Here is a 21,027-nt window from a genome sequence, read left to right as displayed (position 1 = left end):
ATGAAAAAGCTGAGGCTCTGCTTTTTATGGCATATGCACCAGCCATATTACAAAGACGATCTCGACGGCTCATATCATATGCCGTGGGTATATCTCCATGGGCTGAAGGACTATTATGAGCTGCCTTACTACCACAGTGTCCATAACATAAAGGGCACATACAACCTTGTACCGTCGCTCCTTGTCCAGCTGAAGGATTATGAAAAAACTGATGTGGCAGACACATTTTTACAGCTTATACAGAAGGAAACCGCTATTCTTACCCGCGAAGAGAAAGAAGTTCTGGTTCCGCAGCTCTTTATGGCAAACTATAAAAATATGGTCACACCGCTGCGCAGATATAAAGAACTCTACGATAGAAAGGGTGACACAGATATCTTCCGCACAGCAGAACTTAACTACTCCGATGAAGAGTTAACTGACATGCAGGTGCTCTATCTGATAAGCTGGTGCGGTGTTTTCACACGGGAAAAACTGGAAATTGTCCAGACCCTTATCAAGAAAGGAAGGCATTTCTCTCACAGTGACAAAACAGAGCTTCTGGAAGCACTTGCGGATTTCATATCAGACATTGTCCCCCTTTACAGAGAGCTTCAGCATCAGGGGAAGATAGAAGTTTCTGCAACGCCTTTCTATCACCCGATACTGCCTATTCTTCTGGAGCCTAAAAGTGCAAAAGAAGCACTCCCCCAGATAAGTATGGCGAGCATCAATACTGACTTTTCTGCCGACGCTGAACAGCATGTCAGAAGTGCCATTAGCTATTACGAAAGTGAGTTTGGGCAAAAGCCAAACGGGATGTGGCCCGCAGAAGGGAGCATAAGCGAAAAGGCAGCAGCGCTGTTTGCACAGAACGGCATAAAGTGGATAGCCAGCGACGAAGATGTTCTGGCAAGTTCCATCGGGGCAGACCTGCGGAATGAAGACAACCGCAAAACCTTATACAAAAAACATATTTTCCCTTCATCATCTGGAGATATCCATATATTCTTTCGCGATAAAGAACTTTCCGATCTCATGGGATTCACATATTCCGGATGGGACGCTGAAAGGGCTGTTGATGATTTCATGGAAAAGATGTCAGAGATATTCGATTCATGCGATTTTTCACCAATAGTGCCAGTAATACTGGATGGCGAAAACGCATGGGAATTTTATCCAGAAAATGCTTATAAGTTTTTCACTCTGCTCTACAGCAGGCTGGAGGCGTGTAACTGGATAGAAACCCTCACCATGAGCGAAGCTTGTGAAAGCGACACTCCCGAGCACCGCCCGGCAAAGATACGTGCAGGCTCATGGATATATGCTAACTTCACTACATGGATGGGGCACGACGAAAAGAATGAAGCGTGGAGGCTCCTTGCAGATGCACATAAACGCTTTCAGACCAAAAAGGATACACTGGAAAACACAGAGCAGATCAGAAAGGAACTTTTCATAGCAGAAGGTTCTGACTGGTTCTGGTGGTACGGCGATGACCACTTCAGCCTTCAGTCAGACACTTTTGACAAACTGTTCAGAGGGCATATTGCAAACATATACGAGCTTATGGGGGAAAAAGTACCCACAGACGTAACAAGAGCAATTAAAAAAAGCCACAGAACAGGGATGCTGAAAAAGCCAGCCACCCTCTTCACCCCAACTATTGACGGGCGCATTACAAGCTTTTACGAGTGGATCGGTGCAGGGAAATTTGACCTGAAATTTGATGCAGGGGCTATGACAGCATCCGGCAACACTTTAGGGCTGCTCTACTTCGGGTTTGACAAAAAGAACCTATATCTCCGCATAGACGGAACTTTTAATCGTGTAATAAATATGGATTACGAGCTTGAAATGGAGATAACCACAGATACTACACGCACTTTCAGCTTCATATTGAAAGACTGCGAAGAAAACTGCTGTGCGAGAGATGTATTCGAGGCTCTGATCCCTCTGAACGAACTTGGAGATAAGCCTGACAAAGCCGATATCATCTTCCGCCTGAAAAAAGGACGGACGGTGGTTGAGGTCGCACCACTCTATAACACGGTTCAGATAGACTTCAGCATAGACTTCGAAAAGGACTGGATAGCTTAAACCGGAGCAAAAATAATTACAGGGCACACTAATTTACGAAGTAACCCTGTGAAAGTCAGAAATACTGATTTAACTGGAAAAACTGCTTCACTCCGTTCGTAATGGCAAGAGATTACTTATTAAAGTTGTGACACTGGAGAAATAATAAATGAAAAAACTACCTGTACATCTGGGGATACACTGCCATCAGCCAGTAGAAAATTTTTATCACGTTGTTGACTATGCAGTAGAAAAGAGCTACCTCCCCTATTTCGAGGTTGCACTCACCAAGCCGGACTTCAGGTTCAGCGTTCACTACAGCGGATGGCTCCTTGAATATATAAAAAACAACCACAGCAAGCTTTTCAGCATGATGAAACAGGCGACAGACAGCGATCAGGCAGAATTTTTCTCCGGCGGATACTACGAACCTGTCCTCGCCTCTATCCCTTCGAAAGACAGACGGGAGCAGATCAGAAAACTGAATGGTTTCATAGAAGATAACTTTAAGGTCAGCCCAAAGGGACTCTGGCTAACCGAGCGGGTATGGGACAGCTCCATAATCCCTGACTGTGCAGAAGTAGGGATAGAATATGTGATAGTTGACGACTACCATTTCATAGCCGCAGGTTTTTATGAGTCTATGCTCCACACACACTTCAAAACTGAGCAGGACGGGCACGAAATGCTGATATTCCCCATAAGTGAAAAGCTGAGATACCTTACACCGTTCAAACCGGCAGATGAAGTTGCGGACTATCTCAGGAGTGTGCAGGAAGCCGGTGGGAAATCCATAACTATCTTTGACGATGGGGAGAAATTCGGACTCTGGCCGGAAACTCACGAATGGGTTTATGAAAAAGGCTGGCTGTCGGACTTTATAGACGCCGTGACCGAATCCGGACACTCTGAGTTTGCCCTCTTCAAAGACACTGTAAAAGAGCAGAAACCAGCTCAGATAACTTACCTGCCCACTGTCTCATACTTTGAAATGGGGGAATGGTCACTCTTTTCCGAAAGAACCCTACAGATGGAAAACGTCATACGAGAGTTAGAGAAAACCCATGAAGACGACACCACTAAAGTATTTGTCAAAGGGGGGATCTGGAAAAACTTTCTCGTAAAATACCCTGAATCCAACCGCATACACAAAAGAACTGTGTCACTGAGCAAAAAAGCTAACGAATCAGGCGACCTGCAGCTTCTGGACGCTCTTTATAAGGCTCAGTGCAACGATGTACTCTGGCATGGGATATTTGGCGGACTATACCTTCCTAATCTCAGAAATAACGCATACCGTTTTATCATAGAGGCCGAAAAACGGCTGGAGGAAGTTTCAGGCATGAAGTTTCCATCGGTGGAAACCGGCGACTTTGACTACGACGGATATGACGAAGCGTATATAAGAACCCAATCAACGAATTACATGTTTGTGTCAAGGGATTGCGGGCAGCTTACATCACTGGAAGATAAAGATAATCTCTTTAACTTTCTGAACACACTGGCACGCAGAAAAGAGGCATATCACGAAAAACTTTTTGCAGCCCCGGAGGAATCCGAAAATATCGAAACAAATGATGAAGCGATAGCAAATATCCATGACGGTAAAGCTAAAGTTGATGAAGAATACAGAAAACATCTGGTGTTTGACTGGCATAACAAAAACAGCTTTATTGACCATTTTGTAGCAGAATTTGACTTAGAAGCCTTTGAAAAAGTGACATTCACTGAAATGGGTGACTTTGCCAACCAGCCTGCTGATATGAAAACAGAAAAAACATCCGTAGCATTCACCCGTGACGGCGGTATATATAAAAACGGCGTAAAACACAGTATAAACATTAGAAAAGCTTTCAAACCTGTCAAAAACTCACTTAATTTTGAGATTGATATAAAAAACAAGCTGGACATATGTTACGTCATGGAGCTGAACTTTCATCTGAACAACATGTCAGAAGCTACAATAAACGAAATACCGGTCTCAGAAGGCAGTTTCGGAAAATCCGAAAAATTCACATTAAAAGACACAAATACTCCAAAATGTGTTAAAATCAATTTTAACAGCTCTGTGGAGATGTTCGCATACACGACCAAAACCCTCTCCCAGTCAGAGAGCGGTGCTGACCTTACCGATCAGGGTATATGCATCCTCGTCCCTTTCGAAATGAACGGCGGGATCAACATAAAGGGCAGCATAGAACTGTTATAGGTGAAAAATGTCTGAACTTAGGTACGACCCTGTAAAACAAATCTGGTCTGTAATTGCAACAGACCGAAGCAGAAAACCGGATGATTTCCTCGTTAAACGTCTGGAATTCAGAAAAGATGAAATATCCGTGTGCCCGTTTTGCAGAGGAAATGAAGAAAAAGCCGGAAATGAAATATTTTCACTAAAAAAAGACAGTGAATGGCTTACCCGTGTTGTGCCGAACAGATATCCAGCTTTCCGAATTGAGGGTGACCTGAAAAGAACAGGACACGGCATATATGACGCTGTCAACGCTGTGGGTGCGCACGAAGTTGTTATAGAAACACCAAAGCACAACATAAACCCGGGCAGCTATACGGAACAGATTCTTTTCAACCTTTTCGTTACGTTCAAAGAACGTATGCTGGATCTGAAAAAGGATACGCGGTTCCGCTATATTATGCCGTTCAAAAACTACGGACTGCTTGCAGGAGCTGCCATAGAGCACCCCCATTCGCAGATAATAGCTCTGCCTGTCACACCTAATGTCGTAAAGACAAAACTCTCTGCTGCTCTGAAACACTTTCAGACAAAAGAGAGATGCCTCTTCTGCGACATACTGGATCAGGAAAAGAACGAGAATAAACGCATTATATACGAAAATCAGGACTTTGTTGCGCTCTGCCCGTATGCATCTGCTCTCCCTTTTGAAATAAATATATTTCCGAAACGACATAATCATTGCTTTGCAGAGACAGATGAAGGCGAAATGTCCGGTCTGGCTGACATAACCAGAGAAGTTTTCAGCAGGCTTTACAACTGCCTGGAGGATCCTCCTTTTAATATGGTGGTTCATACTTCACCACCGGTGGTTAAAAGACCGTCACAGCCAGGCTACTGGGCAAGCATAAAAGAAGATTTCCACTGGCACATAGAAATTACACCGAGACTGTCCGGAGTTGCCGGATTCGAGTCAGGGACAGGATTCTATATTAACCCTGTTGCACCGGAAAGTGCAGCGCAGTATCTCAGAGGTACCGGGAAGTGAAAGTAGCTATCATAACAAGCGAGGTAACCCCCTTCTCCAGAACAGGGATACTGGGTGATGCCGTTGCAGGACTTGCAAAAGGTATTTCGGCAAGCGGTGCTGAAGTCCTTGTGATTTCCCCAATGTATCTCTCTGTCATGACATGCGGAAACAGCTGCCAGGAAGAAGGGAGTGTTTCTGTTACAGCAGGCGGTTCAAGATACTGCTTTGATATCTACACAACAATAAAGGAAGGAGTGCGTTATGTTTTCATGCGTAATGACGAAATGTACGGCAGAAGACAGATATACGGCTCTGGTGATTTTGACTATTCTGACAACGACATAAGGTTCGGTATGTTCTCTCTCGCCACACTGGAATACATGCGGAAAATGGCTGTCAACCCCGACATTATACACTGTCATGAATGGCCGACAGGTCTTATACCCGTTTACCGCAATCTGTACTATGAAGATATAAAATCTAAAATAGTCTTCACAGTACACGACATCTCTTATCAGGGGATATTTAACAAGTTCAGCATACAGGCGCTGGGATTGCCGTGGAATGTTTACAACATAGAAGAGCTGGAATACTACGAAGGGATAAGCCTTATGAAAGGCGGCATGGTGCACTCAGATTATGTTACAGTTCCGAGCCCCACCTACGCCGAAGAGATAAAAACTGAAGAACATTCTCAGGGGCTGGGTCTATTAATGGCTGATATGGCACATAAACTGGAAGGGATATTTGACGGAATTGACTTTGACAAATACAACCCGCTGAATGATAATTATCTCGCTGCTATGTTCTGTTCGGAAAACATTGACGCGAAACAGATAAACAAAAAAGCATTCCTTAATGAGACCGGATTGAAAGGTGAAGACAGACCAATCTTTCTAGTAGATACAAAATTCAGCGAGCGTAAAGGGCTGGAGCTTATCTCTCAGTCTGCCGCAGACTTGTCCGGACTGGAAGCTAATTTTGCCTTTTTCGGGTATGGGGAATCACACCTGTGTTCAGGGTTTAAAGATATTGCAAACAGACATAACAATATGTTCACATTTATAGGTTTCAATGAAAAGATGACTCACCTTGCCTATGGTGCTGCTGACTTCGTACTGCGACCGTCTCAGTACGAACCAAGCGGGAACAGCCATATTAAAGGGATGCGCTACGGAGCTTTGCCTGTGGTCAGCCGCACAGGCGGTCACATAGATACAGTAAAAGATATAAGTGACGGCGGATACGGCTTTTTTATCGACGAATACAGCCGTCATGAAGTCCAGAAACAGATAATGAGAGCAGTAGCATTTTTTGAGAATAAGCCTATATTATTAGAGTGTATTGAGCGTGTGATGCAGATTGATTTCTCCTGCAAAACTGCATCAAAAAAATATATGGAACTATACAGGAGATTGCTCGGAGGCAGCTATGAACCTTAATAAAATGACCAAAACAGAGCTATATGAGCTGGCAAAAAAATATGACATTAAAAACAGAAGCAGGATGACCAAAGATAAACTCTTAGCCGCATTGTCCAAATATGAGGACACTGTCACACCTGTTAAAGCACCACAGACAAGTTCTTCTTCTGAAACAGTAACCAGTGCCATGCCTGAAAAACCTGCACCCGAGCCTGTTAAAAAACCTGAATTCCCTATTCCGGACAAATATAATCTGGACACAGTCGTTCTTCTTCCGGTAAACCCGAAAAAGGAGTATGTATATTGGGAAGTTTCTGATAAAACAGTTGATGAATATTGCTCCAGACTGAGCATCACAAAACCTGTTTTTATACTCAAAGTTTATCAAAGTGACGGCAGCAAAATTGACGAACTTGCCAGTGTGCGTGTGAAAAAATACGGAAACTGGTATTTCGACCTCTATTGCCCTGAAATGAGCCTCTGGGCTGAGCTGGGCATTCTGGATAATATGGGTAATTATTACGCCATCACAAGCTCTAAAAAAGTAAAAATGCCAAGCGACAAAATCAGTAGTGTTATAGATAAGGAAACATGGATGACTGTAGGAGAAAAGATAGAAAAAATATTCGAGCTTTCTGGTGCATCAGATATGCATAAGGAAGAGCTTCTTTCCAGTGCGAGACTGCACACTGAGCTTTTCAGAAGACTTCACGATCAGGAGGGGATATCATCAACAGCCCTCTTAAAAACACAGGGTGGTAAATAATGAGTAACGGCTACTGGATGCTGGTGCTCCACTCGCACCTCCCTTTTGTAAAACATCCGGAATATGAATATTTTCTGGAAGAACACTGGTTCTATGAAGCTATCTCGGAAACATATATCCCCATTCTTCAGTACATGAAAAAGATGGAGGATGAGGGGATTAATTTTCGTTTTGCCGTTTCTGTAACTCCGCCGCTCGCTGAGATGATGAGTGACGGGCTGTTGATGGAACGATACGAAAAACATATGGACAAAATGCTTGCACTCGCAGACAAAGAGGTCGAAAGGACAAAAGGGACTTGCTTTGAGCATCTTGCACATATGTACAAAGAACGCTTTCAGGGGATAAAGGATTTCTATTACGGATATCTGAACAGAAGTCTTATCTCCGGTTACAGGCACTTTCTGGAGAAAGGATACATTGACGTAATCACATGCGGATTTACTCACGGATTCCTCCCGCTCCTGAATAATACCGAGAACGCTGTGCGTGCTCAGGTGGAAATGGCTGTAAAAAGTCACGAGCAAAAGTTCGGGCAGGCACCAAAAGGTATATGGCTGCCGGAATGTGCTTATTTCGAAGGGCTTGATGAAATACTTGCTGAATACGGCATAAGATATTTCTTTGTGGACACTCACGGTGTGCTTTACGCCAAACCGAGACCGAAATACGGCGTTTATGCCCCCGTATATACCCAGAGCGGTGTCGCAGCTTTCGGTCGTGACTATTACTCATCAAAACAGGTATGGAGCTCTAAAGAAGGGTATCCGGGGGATGTCAGCTACAGAGATTTTTATCGTGACATAGGTTATGACCTTGATCATGATTATATAAAACCATACATAAGCCCAGACGGCGAACGTGTATTCACAGGGTTTAAATATCACAGAATAACAGGAGACAGCGAATATAAAGAGTTCTACGATAACAAGGTAGCCTCAGCTAAAACAGTTGATCACGCTAAACATTTTGTCGCTGAACGCGAGAAACAGCTCGCTGAAATCGCCGAACTCATAGACAGAAAACCTGTGGTGGTATCCCCATATGATGCAGAGCTTTACGGACACTGGTGGTTTGAAGGACCGGAATTCCTCTATAACGTTTTCAAAGAGATGGATAAGTCAGAGACGATAAAGTCCATAACACCTCTGGAATATCTCAACGAATATCCGACCAATCAGGTTGTCTCTGTAAACCCTTCTTCGTGGGGGGATAAAGGATATTATGACGTATGGCTGAACAAAGGGAATGACTGGATATACCGCCATCTGCACTTTATGTCTGAGAAGATGGTCGATATGGCGAAATTCCACCTCAGCACAAAAGATGACTTTAAAGTTCGCTGCCTGAACCAGATGGCGAGAGAGCTCTTTCTCGCTCAAAGTAGCGACTGGGCATTTCTCGTAACTACAGGAACTGCTATTGACTATGCAATGCAGCGCACAAAAGAACACATACATAATTTTATGCGTCTGCGTGACATGATAGATGACGGCTTTAAAGACTGGCATTTTCTGGAGAAATTAGAAAACAAAAACAGCATCTTTCCTGCTATGGATTTCAGGATTTACTGCTGATTATTTATTTGAACTATTGAAGAATGCAGCACTTCATACTATACTACTATTAATAATTATTTTCCATAAGGAGACACATATATGGTATCAGACAAAATGGCTAAGGCATTGAACGCACAACTTAACTTCGAGCTTTACTCTGCCTATGTCTATCTCGCAATGTCAGCTCATGCTGATAACATCGGACTGAAAGGTTTTGCCAACTGGTTTAACGCTCAGTATCAGGAAGAGATGATGCATGCTACAAAATTCTTCAACTACATAATGGACAGGTCTGTAGTGGAGCTTGAGTCTATAGAAAAACCGAGGAAAGAGTACAGAGATGCACTTGAAATGTTTGAAGAAACTCTTTCACACGAACAGGAAGTTACAGCGAGGATAAACGAACTTGCAAGCCTCGCCATTGACGAAAAAGACCACGCCACCAATACATTTCTCCAGTGGTTCATAAACGAGCAGGTCGAAGAGGAATCTACTGTCAAAGAGATACTGGACAAACTTAAACTTGCCGGCAGCACAGGACCGGGGCTGTTCATGATCAACAGCGAACTGAACACACGGACATACACACCGCCCGCTGATGCTCAGGCTTAAAACTTACTAATCACAAGCCCGTCTACTCCGGCGGGCTTTTTTATGTCATTTACTTTATAGAAACATAAAGTTAAAATACGGTTATGATAAAGCGCCTCGCAATATACATAAGCGTACTTGTTGTGTTTATTCTGTCTATGACCACAGGCATTTATTTCGCCCAATCAAAAAAGTTGATTCAGGACGATGTAAAGTCTCAGGCTGAACTTATCCTGCGGATGAAGCGGAACGACATAGAAGACTTTCTTGATAAGGCAAGATTTCTGACGATAGCGATAGCAGAGAATGCCGATCTTAAAACCTATTTCAAAAACCCCGATACAATAAGAAAGACAGAAGATCTCTTCATGAGCTACTGCAAAAAGATAGAAGACATTCAGGCTATGCGGCTGGTGGCGGAGAATGGCGATATAAAAGTATTTGTACGTGAATGCGAGATACTTTCACGCCAGCCTGACTATGAGCCGATAAACATCGCCGATAGAAATTTCTTTCAGAAGGTGCGTGACAACAACAGCAAAGTACCTGTTTTTTCAGACTTCGAACGTGGACACCTGCCGGACGCAACATCCTTCTGCCCTTCAATGATACGTGCGCTTATACCTGTCTTTGAAGGTGAAGAGGTGCTCGGATATCTTATCATTAACTTCTGGGGCAGCAAGATAGGCGAAACTGTCAGCCAGCTTGACAACAAACGGGGTGGTTCTTTCATAGCAGAAACAAATAGGCTATCACCGGAACGAAACGGCATATTCCTCTTCCACAATGACAGAAAATATGAATTTGCAAATCAGTTCGGAACGTCTTACTTCTTTGACAACGTTTACGGTTCTGACGCTTTTAAATGGCTCCAGCAGGAGAATGCGCCAATTCTGGAGTCAAGCGAAGGATATATGTTCTGCACAACTTTAAATCCGTACATGACAGAAGACCAGTCATGGAAAATATGCACAATACTTAACAGTGACTACTTCTTTCGGTCGCTGCACCTTCTGCGGAGGGATTTCCTTGCTGTGCTGTTCTTTTCCATATTCCTCAGCATACTCACTGCCGTGGTTTTCAGCAGGTATTTTATGAAACCCTACGCCGAGATCAAATCCGCAGTGAAGGCATATAGCGGCGGCGACTTTGACCATGAGCTGAAAGGTGAATATAAAGGTGAAATAAATGAAATAGTTCTCAGCATCCGCTCAATGGCTGCGTCGCTGAAAGAATATATTCGGGATATCAGAAACACACAGACAAAGCTTGAGCTAATGAACAGACTCTCCGCTCTCGGTGTAATGGCCGGAGGGGTTGCGCACGAGCTCAACACTCCGCTAAACAGTATCATCGTTTTGACCGGACTTCTGGAAGATGAAATACCCGAACAGTCAGAAGACCTCTGCACCATCAAAAATGAAGCAAAACGCTGCGTTGATATAATTCAAAACCTGCGGAAACTGGCACCTTCCAAAAATACTGACGGGCTGCTTGAAGAGGTAGATATGAAACACCTCATAGAGGAGACAGTTAAATATATGGATTTCAAAAACGGCATCTCTGTTGAGCTTCACTTACAGAACGCTAAGCTGAAAGGCTACACAACTCTGCTCCAGCAGGTTCTTGTAAACCTCATACAAAACGCCATGGACGCCATAGAAAGTGACGGACTGATAACAATAGAGCTAATAAACAACGAAGATCACGTTATGCTTATCATATCCGATACAGGCTCAGGCATAGATGATGAAAACATCCATAAAATATTTGACCCCTTCCACACCTCTAAATCTCCGGAAAAAGGGATGGGACTGGGACTCTCCCTCGTATACAGCATCATAAAGAAACATGGCGGGCAGATAAATGTTGACTCGCAGATAAACAGAGGAACAAGGTTTATAATCAGGTTGGAGAAGGAAGATGAAAGTTGTTCTGATTGAAGATGACGCAACACTTAACAGAGTCCTTAAACGGGCTATTGAAAAGTATTATTCCATAACGGCATTCACTTCCCCTGCTGCTGCTGTGGAATATCTGGCGGACAGCTCCGCAGACGCTGTAGTCAGTGACATCCGTATGCCGGGCATGACAGGGTTTGATGTACTGGAAAAGATAAAAACAGCAACCCCCGAAACATATGTCCTTCTCATGACAGGTCAAAGCACTATCGACGAATCTGTCACAGCTATCAAAAAGGGAGCCTACGACTATATACCGAAGCCGGTAGATACAGAACTTCTTATCTATAAACTCCAGATGATAGAGGAGAACATCTCTCTAAAAAATACGGCAGACCTCCAAGGGCGTCCGGGCAGCTTTGTTATGGAATCGCAGTCGATAAAAGATATTGCGTCACAGGCACAGCGTGTAGCAAAATCAGATACTAATGTAATGCTTACAGGTGAGACAGGCACAGGCAAAGAAGTTATGGCAAGATACATACACGAAAACAGCAACCGCCGGAAAAAAATATTTGCCGCAATCAACTGCTGCAACCTACAGCCCCACCTCTTCGAGCGTGAGCTATTCGGACATAAGAAAGGCGCATTCACCGGTGCAGATAAAGACAGCAAGGGGATTGTCCAGACCGCATACGGAGGCACACTTTTTCTGGATGAAATAGGCGAAATGCCAATCGATCTCCAGCCTAAATTTCTACGTTTTCTGGAAACTAAAAGTTTCTACCCTGTTGGTGCTTCAACTCAGGAGACATCAGATATCCGCATAATTGCAGCCACAAACAGAAACCCTCTGGAGATGGTGGCAAAGGGACTTTTCCGTGAAGACCTATACTACCGCCTGAATGTTTTCAACATAGAACTGCCACCGCTCAGGGAGCGGAAAGATGATATCATACCACTTGCTGAACATTTCATAGAAAAATTCAGACATATCAATACAAAAGTTATGGGGCTGGAAGAATCCGCATTGGCGTGCCTGCGCAGTTATGCATTCCCAGGCAACATCCGCGAGCTTTCAAACATCATAGAACGTGCTATGATTCTGGAGCAGACAAACAGATTGACCTGCGCATCACTCAACCTCGGTTGCAGTGTACCCGATGAGGACATGACGCTTGACACCATCACACGCAAGCATATATTAAGCGTCCTTGATGCACACGAAGGGAACAAGCAGAAAGCCGCTGCGACCCTCGGAGTTGACACATCCACCATATACCGCAAGTTAAAAGAATACGGTATCGGCTGAGTGGATAAGATTGCTTCACATTCGTTAGCAATGACGATAACCACCCTGCGCAATAACTCTAAAAGGCACTGACCCTATTTTTGCAATAAAAGAATCCATACGCCCTGTTTTTTGCATTTTGCAAAAAACACCACGAAAAACCTTCATCACATGCCATCACTTCAGGCACGTCTATTGCACATATACTCTCATATATTACGGAGGTGTAATGTGCGTAAAGCAGTATTATTAACATTATTTATCATGCTTTCACTCTCAGCATTCGCATACGAAGACGACTCTACCTGCGTCCGCTGTCACGGTGATGAAGTAATGATGAAAGAACTCGGGTACCCCCAAATGTACCTCGACCCTGCAAAAGTGGACGAAGAAGTAAACATGGGCGGGATATCCTGCGTCAGCTGTCACCTTGGTGACAATACCAAACTTGATAAAAACGAAGCTCATGAAGGTATGCCAAGACCTTTCTATGCGGCTATAGGTAAAAATCATAAATATCAGGCCGTAGGCAGAGAGATCACAAACTACGATCCTATTCAGCCGAAAGGGAAAAACAGAACAAAAGTTCTTCTCAGAAAACCTGATCCTGAAAAAGCAAAAGAGCTTGGCATCAAAAAGATCATACAGCTCTACTATCACGATCACGACCCTGAAACTATGGCTTACAATCCAGAAATAGCAAGACAGACCTGCGGAAACTGCCATGAGCAGGAAGTCACAGACTATAACAAATCCGGTATGGGACTTAACAAATATCAGAGAGGTTTTACATCATGGACAAAATCGCCCCCCGGCCCGCAAAACTGCGGTTACTGGTTCGGCGATGAAGAAAACTATGAAACTGTAAAAGGCGAGTGCACAAAGCCGGAAGAGTATAAAGGTACTATGGCGGAAGCAAGAGGCAGAGGGTGCAACAAATGCCACGCAAGCTGCAACGACTGCCACTATGAAGGCTTCAAAAAAACAGAAGCAAGACACTCTTTCACAAAAACTCCGGATAAACTCTCCTGCTACGGAAGCGGTAAAGGGACAATATGCCATGCAGGCCCCATGGACAGAAGACGCGGTGCAGGTTTCTTCCGTCAGGAATTCGCTTTCCCTGTAAATGAACTTCCAAGGGATGCTCACGAAGAAGCCGGTCTAAACTGCAGCGACTGCCACACTTTCAAAGATCACTCATACGGGCACATAGGCTCAGAGGACGCAAGACAGTCATGCCAGAGCTGCCACACAGAGATATATGATGCCGTGAAAGCCGGCGACCACCAGAATGTAGACTGTACATCATGTCATATTCAGGAAGTAGGCGCTTACCAGTTCACCTTCTGGGGTCCAGGTAAGTCTGAAGGCATTAATAACAAGTTCGCAAAACATAAAGAGTTCTACGGCAAGCGTGACCAGCCGATGCTCGTCAAACAACCTGAAACAGGTCTCTGGATACCTCTGAAACCCTATCCTATGGGAACAATGGGTATAGGCGAAGATGTTCCTGCAACAGACCTTAAGCTCAGAACCATAAACAAAACAACCGTAAAAGGCAAAACTGAGATAGGCGAACCGGAAAGCTTTATTATTGAACGTAAAGCTGATCAGGTGAACGACATGTACATCATCACCGGAACATATGACGGCTTCGGAGACAGTGACAAAATGCTCGCATGGATACAGATGGATAAAATGTCTCACTCCATAGGCGAAGCGAGGGACTGCGATAGCTGCCACGCCTCACACGAGCAGAACTTTACGTCATGGTACACATATTTCAGCCCGACAGATGTTAAGAAACCTTTCTACGGCTCTTATACAATCAAAGCTGATAAAGACGGCATAACATTCGACAACTTCACCAACTCCGAAGTTGAACTTGTTGAAGGCAGAAAAATAGAACATTTTGCTCCTTTCATACTCAACAATGGTGTATGGAATGTCAAAGGTATCGACTTTGAGCTTAAGTTTGACGACAAGAAATATGCAGAAGGGAAAGCAGAATATCTTCAGCTTTCAGCAAAACTTCATCATCTTATAAACAAAGAAAAAGATGCAGAAAAGAAAAAGAAACTTGAGCTGATAAAAGTTGTCATGAGCCACAATGTTGCTTATGCCGAAAAGATGCTCAAAGAGATGAAGTAAACGTTTCTTAGATAGAATTAAATAGAAAATTTACTCAGACTTGAGAGGGGAGAATGGTTTAAAACCGTCTCCCCTTTTTCTATTAAAATTACTTAATTGACTTGTACAGACAGTCCGCCACAAAACGGACATCTTTATCTTCCATTGCGGGGTACATGGGGATAGAAAAGCTTCTGGCATAATACAGCTCCGCTTCATGCAGATTTCGCATATTGTACCCTTTATCAGCATAGTAAGGCAGCATAGGAACGGGGATGTAATGAAGCTGAAGCCCCACACCGCAGTCACGCATCTCATTAAAAAATTCTGCCTTAGTGACGGGCAGATTATCAAAAGGAACCTGTACAACATAAAGGTGATAAGAACTGTTCTTGTCGAAATTGTAAAGGGGTGTGAAGATACCTCTCTGAGAAAATATATCTTCGTACATCTTTGCTATTTCACGGCGACGGCTAACAAACCCGTCAAGCCTCTTCATCTGAGAAAGCCCCAGAGCGCACTGAATATCTGTTATCCTGTAGTTAAACCCGAGATCCTGCATTTCATAATACCAGGGGTTAAGATTGCCCTTACTGTCATATGCCAGACTATTATTTTTGAAATACATCTCATCTTTTGTTATGCCGTGGCTTCTCAGAAGTCTTATCCGCCTGTAAAGCCTTTCGCTGTTTGTGGTTACCGCTCCGCCTTCGCCTGTGGTGATGTGTTTGACCGGATGGAATGAAAGAACAGAACAGTCAGAAACCGGACATCTCCCCGCCATCTGCCCCTTAAAAGAAGCACCGAAAGAGTGTGCACAGTCCTCGATAATGCTTATATCAAAACGGTCTTTAAGCTGTTCAAGTTTATCCTGATCAACAGGTCTGCCTGTCATGTGTGTCACGATCAGGTGCCTGATAGACGTATCACTGCGGATCATCTCCACGCATAGATCAAGGTCAATATTTCCTTCGTCGTCAATATCACAAAAAACAGGGATACCGCCGGCATAAAACACGGCATTAGCGGTGGCCGCAAAAGTTACAGCAGAGACAAGCACCTTCTCACCCGGCTTTATCAGGCATAGAGCAGAAAGGTGTAAAGCGGCAGTACCACTCGACACAGCGACGGTATAAGTAGCTCCGGTATATTCGCTTATAGCATCTTCAAACTTTTCAACAGCAGGTCCTGTTGTCAGAAAGTCAGACTTAAGAACCTCTGCCACAGCGTCAATATCGCTTTTATCCAGGCTTTGTTTTCCATATGGAATAAATTTCACTTAGTTCCCCTCGCACATATCAAGAAACTGTTGCCGGGTCAGCCACTCTTTATTATTACCGGAGTTATACTCAAACCCCTTCTCGACTGGAACTCCTGTTTCTCCAATGGCATTCAGATCATATTTGGGATTGCTCATGAAGAGTATCGCCGGAGTGATGACATAGTGATCATCAAACTCAAGAGTCAGGTGGCTGTCATCCGCAGGGCACATTATTTCGTGCAGCTTTTCCCCGGGGCGTATCCCGATTATTTTTATCGGCATATCAGGCGCCATAGCCTTTGCCAGATCTTTTATATACATAGAAGGGATTTTAGGAACGAATATCTCCCCCCCTTTCATGCGTTCAAAGTTTTTGAATACGAAATTTATCCCCTGATCGAGAGTAATGAAAAAACGTGTCATATTTTCATCTGTAACGGGCAGCTCTTTCTCCCCCTGCTCTATCAGTTTTTTATAAAAAGGGATAACAGAGCCGCGGCTTCCGAGAACATTACCGTAACGCACGACGGAGAATATGCATTGTCTCGGTCCTTTGATGTTATTTGCAGCCACAAACAGCTTATCTGAAACAAGCTTGGTTGCACCATACAGATTAATAGGGTTTGCCGCCTTGTCCGTTGAGAGGGCAATTACTTTCTTCACGTCATTTGCAAGAGCTGCATTAATAACATTCTCAGCGCCATTTATATTTGTTTTTATGCATTCAGTAGGATTATACTCCGCAGCCGGAACCTGCTTAAGCGCAGCAGCATGTATCACATAGTCAATACCGTACATTGCCTGTTCAAGACGTTTTTCATCACGTACATCACCGATGAAATAACGCATACAGGGTTGGGAGAATTCCTGAGACATTTCAAACTGCTTGAGTTCATCTCTGGAGAAAACTACAATCTTTTTAGGTTTATACTGCTCAAGCAGCATTTTAACACACTTCCTGCCGAAGCTCCCCGTCCCGCCTGTAATAAGTATCGATTTATTATCAAACATTTCAGACTCCTTTGCATCGATTCTTTATTGTATCATATCAAAAGAGAGTGGTGTTCACTTTTATAAGTAATTCTTACTCTCCGGAGCAAACTTTTGTAAAGCATCACATTCGGGTGAAAAACTGAGCGATCCGCCTCGCCCCCTGCCCGTCAACGGCTATCCGGCTGTTCCTTATGTACTCTGCCCTCCGGGGAACTGAGGTGAGTTTTATCGCGGCTTCTGCAATGAGCTCCGGGGAGACTTCAGATATTTCCCCAGCATAAAATCCCATATTCTTTTCCACAAAACGCCTGATGTTGCTGGTCTGATTCTGTTCTGTCTTAACTATCACAGCAGGAACCCCGCAAGCCGCAAGCTCCAGCATCGTCTGTCCGCCTGCGGAAACAGCAATATCACAGGACTGCATGAGTTTCGCTGTCTCAACATCGCTCAGTCCGTAGTAACCGCCTGCAACACCCTTTGCAAGAACACATAACTCTGCATCAGGAAATGCTTCCCGCAGAGCCTTACAAAAGCTTTCTACAAGTTCACCGGCAGCACTCCCACCGAGGGTGACAAATATTCTGCTGATATTCGCAGGGACATCTTTTTCCGCAGTGTTCCAGAACGCTTTCCTGAGTATAGCGTGCTGCATACCATAAAAGCCGTCTATACCGTCTGCCGCAGGATTTATTATATAACCGTGAGGATATGCAATCCTACTGAAGTCATCGAAAAAAAGACGTTTTAACGTGTTTGAAGTCAGGATAGAATACACCTCTGCTGGTGCTTGATAAGAGTCTATGATAACGATATCGTCCGCTGTGATAAACGATGCGGCTTCCTGCGGGTTATCATGCCAGCCGCTCATGGCACAATCCCCGCCGCATACAGCCGCTGCACATTCAGGGTCACCGTCAACATACATCAGCGACTCGACCCCTGCCTCTCTGAAAGCCTGAATCAAGGCATAGCAGCGTGTGATATGACCGAAACCGGTTTTTGTGCCCCCTTCGGTAAAAACATAAACTCTCAACGTTCTTCGCCAAATAAATTAATCTGCATAAGCATCTCTCAGTGATTAGTCAGCATGTCTGCACTACATTTATACTTACCTGATTCTAAGGCAAACTATTAAGACAAAGCAAATTAAAAGTGCTTGAAACAATTTTTTCAAAGAGTAATATTAGCTTACTATTATTAAATTCAGGGGAATATCATGGAAATTGATGCAAGAGGGCTTGCCTGCCCGCAACCGGTGCTGATGATTAAAGCTGAACTCGAAAAAATCGAAGAAGGTGTTGTAACAATACTTGTTGACAATAAAGGCTCCAGCATAAACGTTAAAAATTTCTGCGAGGCAAACGGACACACTGTCAGCGTAGACGAGACTGACGGGTATTATAAAATATCAGCCGCCAAAGGCTATGACTGCGCTATTGCTGAAGAAACAGAAGCAGATACAGACACCAACATTGTCGTTTTTATCACAGGCGAAACTCTGGGGGATGACAAAGAACTCGGAGCAATGCTGATGAAAGGATTTATCGGTAACTTAAAAAACATGGATATTCTTCCGAAAACAGTTATTTTTGTAAACAACAGTGTAAAGCTACTCACTTTCAACGAAGACGTGATCGCCTCCGTTAGAGGGCTTGTGGATTCAGGGGTGGAAATTCTTGCATGCGGCATGTGTCTTGAATTCTACGGCATCACAGACAAACTGGCTATAGGCAGGATATCTGACGCTTACACAGTTGCTGACAAACTTTTTAAATCTGATAAACTAATCAGGCTTTAGACAAAAACAGACTTCAGAAGAGCCCGTGACGGTTCTCTTCTGGACGAGGTGAAAATTTGTTTCCACTAAAAGATTCGGTTCCGTCGTCCACGTTCCCGTTTGTGAACTGGGCTATAATATTTATAAATATCGTTGTATTTTACAACATGCTTCATATGACATCACCGAACGAACAGGAATTTATCTTTGAGTACGGACTGGTGCCGAAGAAACTTTTCGTAGAAAATTCTATGCTGACCCTCACAGACAGATATGTGCCTATACTCACCTCCATGTTCATGCACGGCGGGTTTATGCATATCATAGGCAATATGTACTTTCTGTTCATCTTCGGGGACAATGTTGAAGACAAACTCGGGCACATACGATATCTTCTCATTTACCTTCTGTTTGGTGTTGCAGCAGCGGCAACTCAGATAATAATGTTTCCTGATTCTGTCGTACCTATGGTGGGCGCAAGCGGTGCGATAGCTGGTGTTATGGGAGCATACCTTGTCTTTTACCCCAGAGCAAAAGTCAAGACGCTGATAGTAATTATAATTTTTATCACTATTGCAGAAATTCCTGCATTTATATTCCTGCTGATCTGGTTTCTCTTTCAGTTTCTGAACGGAACAGGGGGCGGAGCATACAGCAATGTCGCCTGGTGGGCACACATCGGGGGATTCCTTGCAGGTCTGGGATATGCGATATATTTCTTAAAAAAACAAAAAGAGCTTTAGGCCACGGAGTTTATATATGTGTTTAGGTTTTCCGGGACAAATACTAGAGATGGACGAGTTCGGCGCAACAGTCGACATAGGCGGAACTAAAAGAGAAGTATCTACAATGATACTGCCGGATGAAGTCGTTGTCGGCGACTGGGTTATGGTACATGCGGGCACAGCCATTGCAAAAATGGATCCTGAAGAAGCGCAAAAAACACTACAGGTTTTAAGGGAATTTGCTGATGGGCTTGATGATTGAGGACTTCCGCAATGCAGACATCTGCAAAAAGCTGATAAAACAGATCGAAAAAGAAGCAACAAAAGACGTTTACCGTTTTATGGAAGTGTGCGGCAGCCATACAATGGCGATAGCAAAGTTCGGGATAAAAAGTGTACTTCCATCAAATATCGACCTTGTGTCCGGACCGGGGTGTCCTGTTTGTGTCACTCCGCAATGCGAGATAGATGCTCTTTTCGAAATAGCTGAAAAAGGTGCTGTCATTGCAACTTTTGGGGACATGATGCGTGTCCCCGGCTCGAAAGGGCAGAATTTGCAGAAAATGAAATCCGAAGGGTGCGATGTACGCATTGTCTTCTCGCCCCTTGATACTCTGAAGATAGCAAAAGAGACTGATAAGGAAGTTGTCTTTGTCGGTATCGGTTTTGAAACAACTGCACCCGCAGTTGCGGGGCTTGCCATAATGGCAGAGAAAGCAGGTGTGAAAAACGTCAGCATAACCCCGTACAACAAAACTATGCCTGAAGTGCTCTCTCTGATCATCTCAGACAAAAACCTACAGATAAACGGTTTTGTCTGCCCGGGGCATGTCACAGCAGTAACGGGTATAGGGCTGTATGATCCTATTGTCAAAGAAGGGATGGCGGCAGTAATAACCGGATTCGAGCCTGTGGACGTGCTCAGCTCTATACTCGAAATGGTGCGTCAGGTGAACACTGAGGACTTTAAAGCAGTAAACATGTACTCACGGGTCGTCGCGGACGAAGGGAACGCGAAAGCACGGGATGTAATCAACGCTGTTTATGAAAAACAGGGGTGCTGGTGGCGTGGTATCGGATTCATAGAGGAGAGCGGGCTCGCTTTCCGCAAAGAGTATGAACAGTTTGACGCTTTCAGAAAATTTGACGTTACCCTCGAAGGGGACGACGAAATAGCAGGATGCAGCTGCGGAGAGGTACTCAAAGGTTACATCAAACCAACTGAATGCGCACTCTTCGGTACAGCATGTACGCCGCAAAACCCCGTAGGTCCATGCATGGTCAGCTCTGAAGGAGCTTGTGCAGCGGCTTACAAGTACGGTATTTAATCGGA

Annotated in this window: 17 protein-coding genes; 14 read left to right on the top strand and 3 right to left on the bottom strand. The window is 44.1% G+C overall.

Features of this window, described 5'->3' with window-relative positions:
• The 10 genes from DACET_RS02205 (at position 1) to DACET_RS02160 (ending at position 14,959) form a co-directional block, all read left to right on the top strand.
• Positions 1-2,079: a glycoside hydrolase family 57 protein gene (locus tag DACET_RS02205; RefSeq protein WP_013009780.1), complete on the top strand. Its 2,079-nt coding sequence runs from the start codon at positions 1-3 to the stop codon at positions 2,077-2,079.
• 148 nt (positions 2,080-2,227) lie between these two features.
• Positions 2,228-4,267 carry an alpha-amylase/4-alpha-glucanotransferase domain-containing protein gene (locus DACET_RS02200; protein ID WP_013009779.1) on the top strand — a complete coding sequence of 680 codons (2,040 nt, stop codon included), beginning with the start codon at positions 2,228-2,230 and terminating at the stop codon, positions 4,265-4,267.
• 7 nt (positions 4,268-4,274) lie between these two features.
• Positions 4,275-5,294 (top strand): galactose-1-phosphate uridylyltransferase, encoded by a 1,020-nt coding sequence (locus DACET_RS02195; RefSeq protein ID WP_013009778.1) that lies wholly within the window; start codon positions 4,275-4,277, stop codon positions 5,292-5,294.
• Positions 5,291-6,718: a glycogen synthase gene (locus DACET_RS02190; RefSeq protein WP_013009777.1), complete on the top strand. Its 1,428-nt coding sequence runs from the start codon at positions 5,291-5,293 to the stop codon at positions 6,716-6,718. Before DACET_RS02195 ends, DACET_RS02190 begins: the two co-directional genes overlap by 4 nt.
• Positions 6,708-7,466 carry a DUF4912 domain-containing protein gene (locus DACET_RS02185; RefSeq protein ID WP_013009776.1) on the top strand — a complete coding sequence of 253 codons (759 nt, stop codon included), beginning with the start codon at positions 6,708-6,710 and terminating at the stop codon, positions 7,464-7,466. Before DACET_RS02190 ends, DACET_RS02185 begins: the two co-directional genes overlap by 11 nt.
• Positions 7,466-9,043, top strand: a complete 1,578-nt coding sequence (locus DACET_RS02180) for a glycoside hydrolase family 57 protein (RefSeq protein WP_013009775.1) — start codon at positions 7,466-7,468, stop codon at positions 9,041-9,043. Before DACET_RS02185 ends, DACET_RS02180 begins: the two co-directional genes overlap by 1 nt.
• An 81-nt stretch (positions 9,044-9,124) precedes the next feature.
• Positions 9,125-9,637 carry a ferritin gene (locus DACET_RS02175; RefSeq protein WP_013009774.1) on the top strand — a complete coding sequence of 171 codons (513 nt, stop codon included), beginning with the start codon at positions 9,125-9,127 and terminating at the stop codon, positions 9,635-9,637.
• Positions 9,638-9,720: 83 nt separating this feature from the next.
• Positions 9,721-11,559: a sensor histidine kinase gene (locus DACET_RS02170; RefSeq protein WP_013009773.1), complete on the top strand. Its 1,839-nt coding sequence runs from the start codon at positions 9,721-9,723 to the stop codon at positions 11,557-11,559.
• Positions 11,540-12,829: a sigma-54-dependent transcriptional regulator gene (locus DACET_RS02165; protein ID WP_013009772.1), complete on the top strand. Its 1,290-nt coding sequence runs from the start codon at positions 11,540-11,542 to the stop codon at positions 12,827-12,829. Before DACET_RS02170 ends, DACET_RS02165 begins: the two co-directional genes overlap by 20 nt.
• A gap of 210 nt (positions 12,830-13,039) precedes the next feature.
• A complete protein-coding gene (locus tag DACET_RS02160; protein ID WP_013009771.1) occupies positions 13,040-14,959 on the top strand; it encodes a cytochrome c3 family protein in 1,920 nt (639 codons plus the stop codon).
• Positions 14,960-15,047: 88 nt separating this feature from the next.
• Here DACET_RS02160 and pseC read toward each other — a convergent pair whose 3' ends face one another.
• The 3 genes from pseC to DACET_RS02145 form a co-directional block, all read right to left on the bottom strand.
• Positions 15,048-16,217, bottom strand: coding sequence for a UDP-4-amino-4,6-dideoxy-N-acetyl-beta-L-altrosamine transaminase (pseC, locus tag DACET_RS02155; protein WP_013009770.1), 1,170 nt, complete (start codon positions 16,215-16,217; stop codon positions 15,048-15,050).
• Positions 16,218-17,210 carry a UDP-N-acetylglucosamine 4,6-dehydratase (inverting) gene (gene pseB / locus DACET_RS02150; RefSeq protein WP_013009769.1) on the bottom strand — a complete coding sequence of 331 codons (993 nt, stop codon included), beginning with the start codon at positions 17,208-17,210 and terminating at the stop codon, positions 16,218-16,220.
• A 103-nt stretch (positions 17,211-17,313) separates the two neighbouring features.
• Complete coding sequence (locus tag DACET_RS02145) at positions 17,314-18,225, bottom strand: PseG/SpsG family protein (RefSeq protein WP_013009768.1); 912 nt, start codon at positions 18,223-18,225, stop codon at positions 17,314-17,316.
• Between the two features lie 183 nt (positions 18,226-18,408).
• Here DACET_RS02145 and yedF point away from each other — a divergent pair, with 183 nt between their 5' ends.
• From yedF to hypD, 4 genes are read left to right on the top strand one after another with little or no spacing between them, the layout of a single operon-like run.
• On the top strand, positions 18,409-18,990 hold the full coding sequence (gene yedF, locus DACET_RS02140) for a sulfurtransferase-like selenium metabolism protein YedF (RefSeq protein ID WP_013009767.1): 582 nt from the start codon (positions 18,409-18,411) through the stop codon (positions 18,988-18,990).
• A 56-nt stretch (positions 18,991-19,046) separates the two neighbouring features.
• Positions 19,047-19,712 (top strand): rhomboid family intramembrane serine protease, encoded by a 666-nt coding sequence (locus tag DACET_RS02135; protein WP_013009766.1) that lies wholly within the window; start codon positions 19,047-19,049, stop codon positions 19,710-19,712.
• Between the two features lie 16 nt (positions 19,713-19,728).
• The gene (locus DACET_RS02130) at positions 19,729-19,956 is read left to right on the top strand and encodes a HypC/HybG/HupF family hydrogenase formation chaperone (RefSeq protein ID WP_013009765.1); all 228 of its coding nucleotides are present in this window, start codon (positions 19,729-19,731) and stop codon (positions 19,954-19,956) included.
• A complete protein-coding gene (gene hypD, locus DACET_RS02125) occupies positions 19,940-21,022 on the top strand; it encodes a hydrogenase formation protein HypD (RefSeq protein ID WP_013009764.1) in 1,083 nt (360 codons plus the stop codon). Before DACET_RS02130 ends, hypD begins: the two co-directional genes overlap by 17 nt.
• Positions 21,023-21,027: the final 5 nt, after the last annotated feature.

This window comes from Denitrovibrio acetiphilus DSM 12809 (assembly GCF_000025725.1).
Taxonomy (GTDB): Bacteria; Chrysiogenota; Deferribacteres; order Deferribacterales; family Geovibrionaceae; genus Denitrovibrio; species Denitrovibrio acetiphilus.
This window is presented reverse-complemented; position numbering and strand designations above follow the sequence as displayed.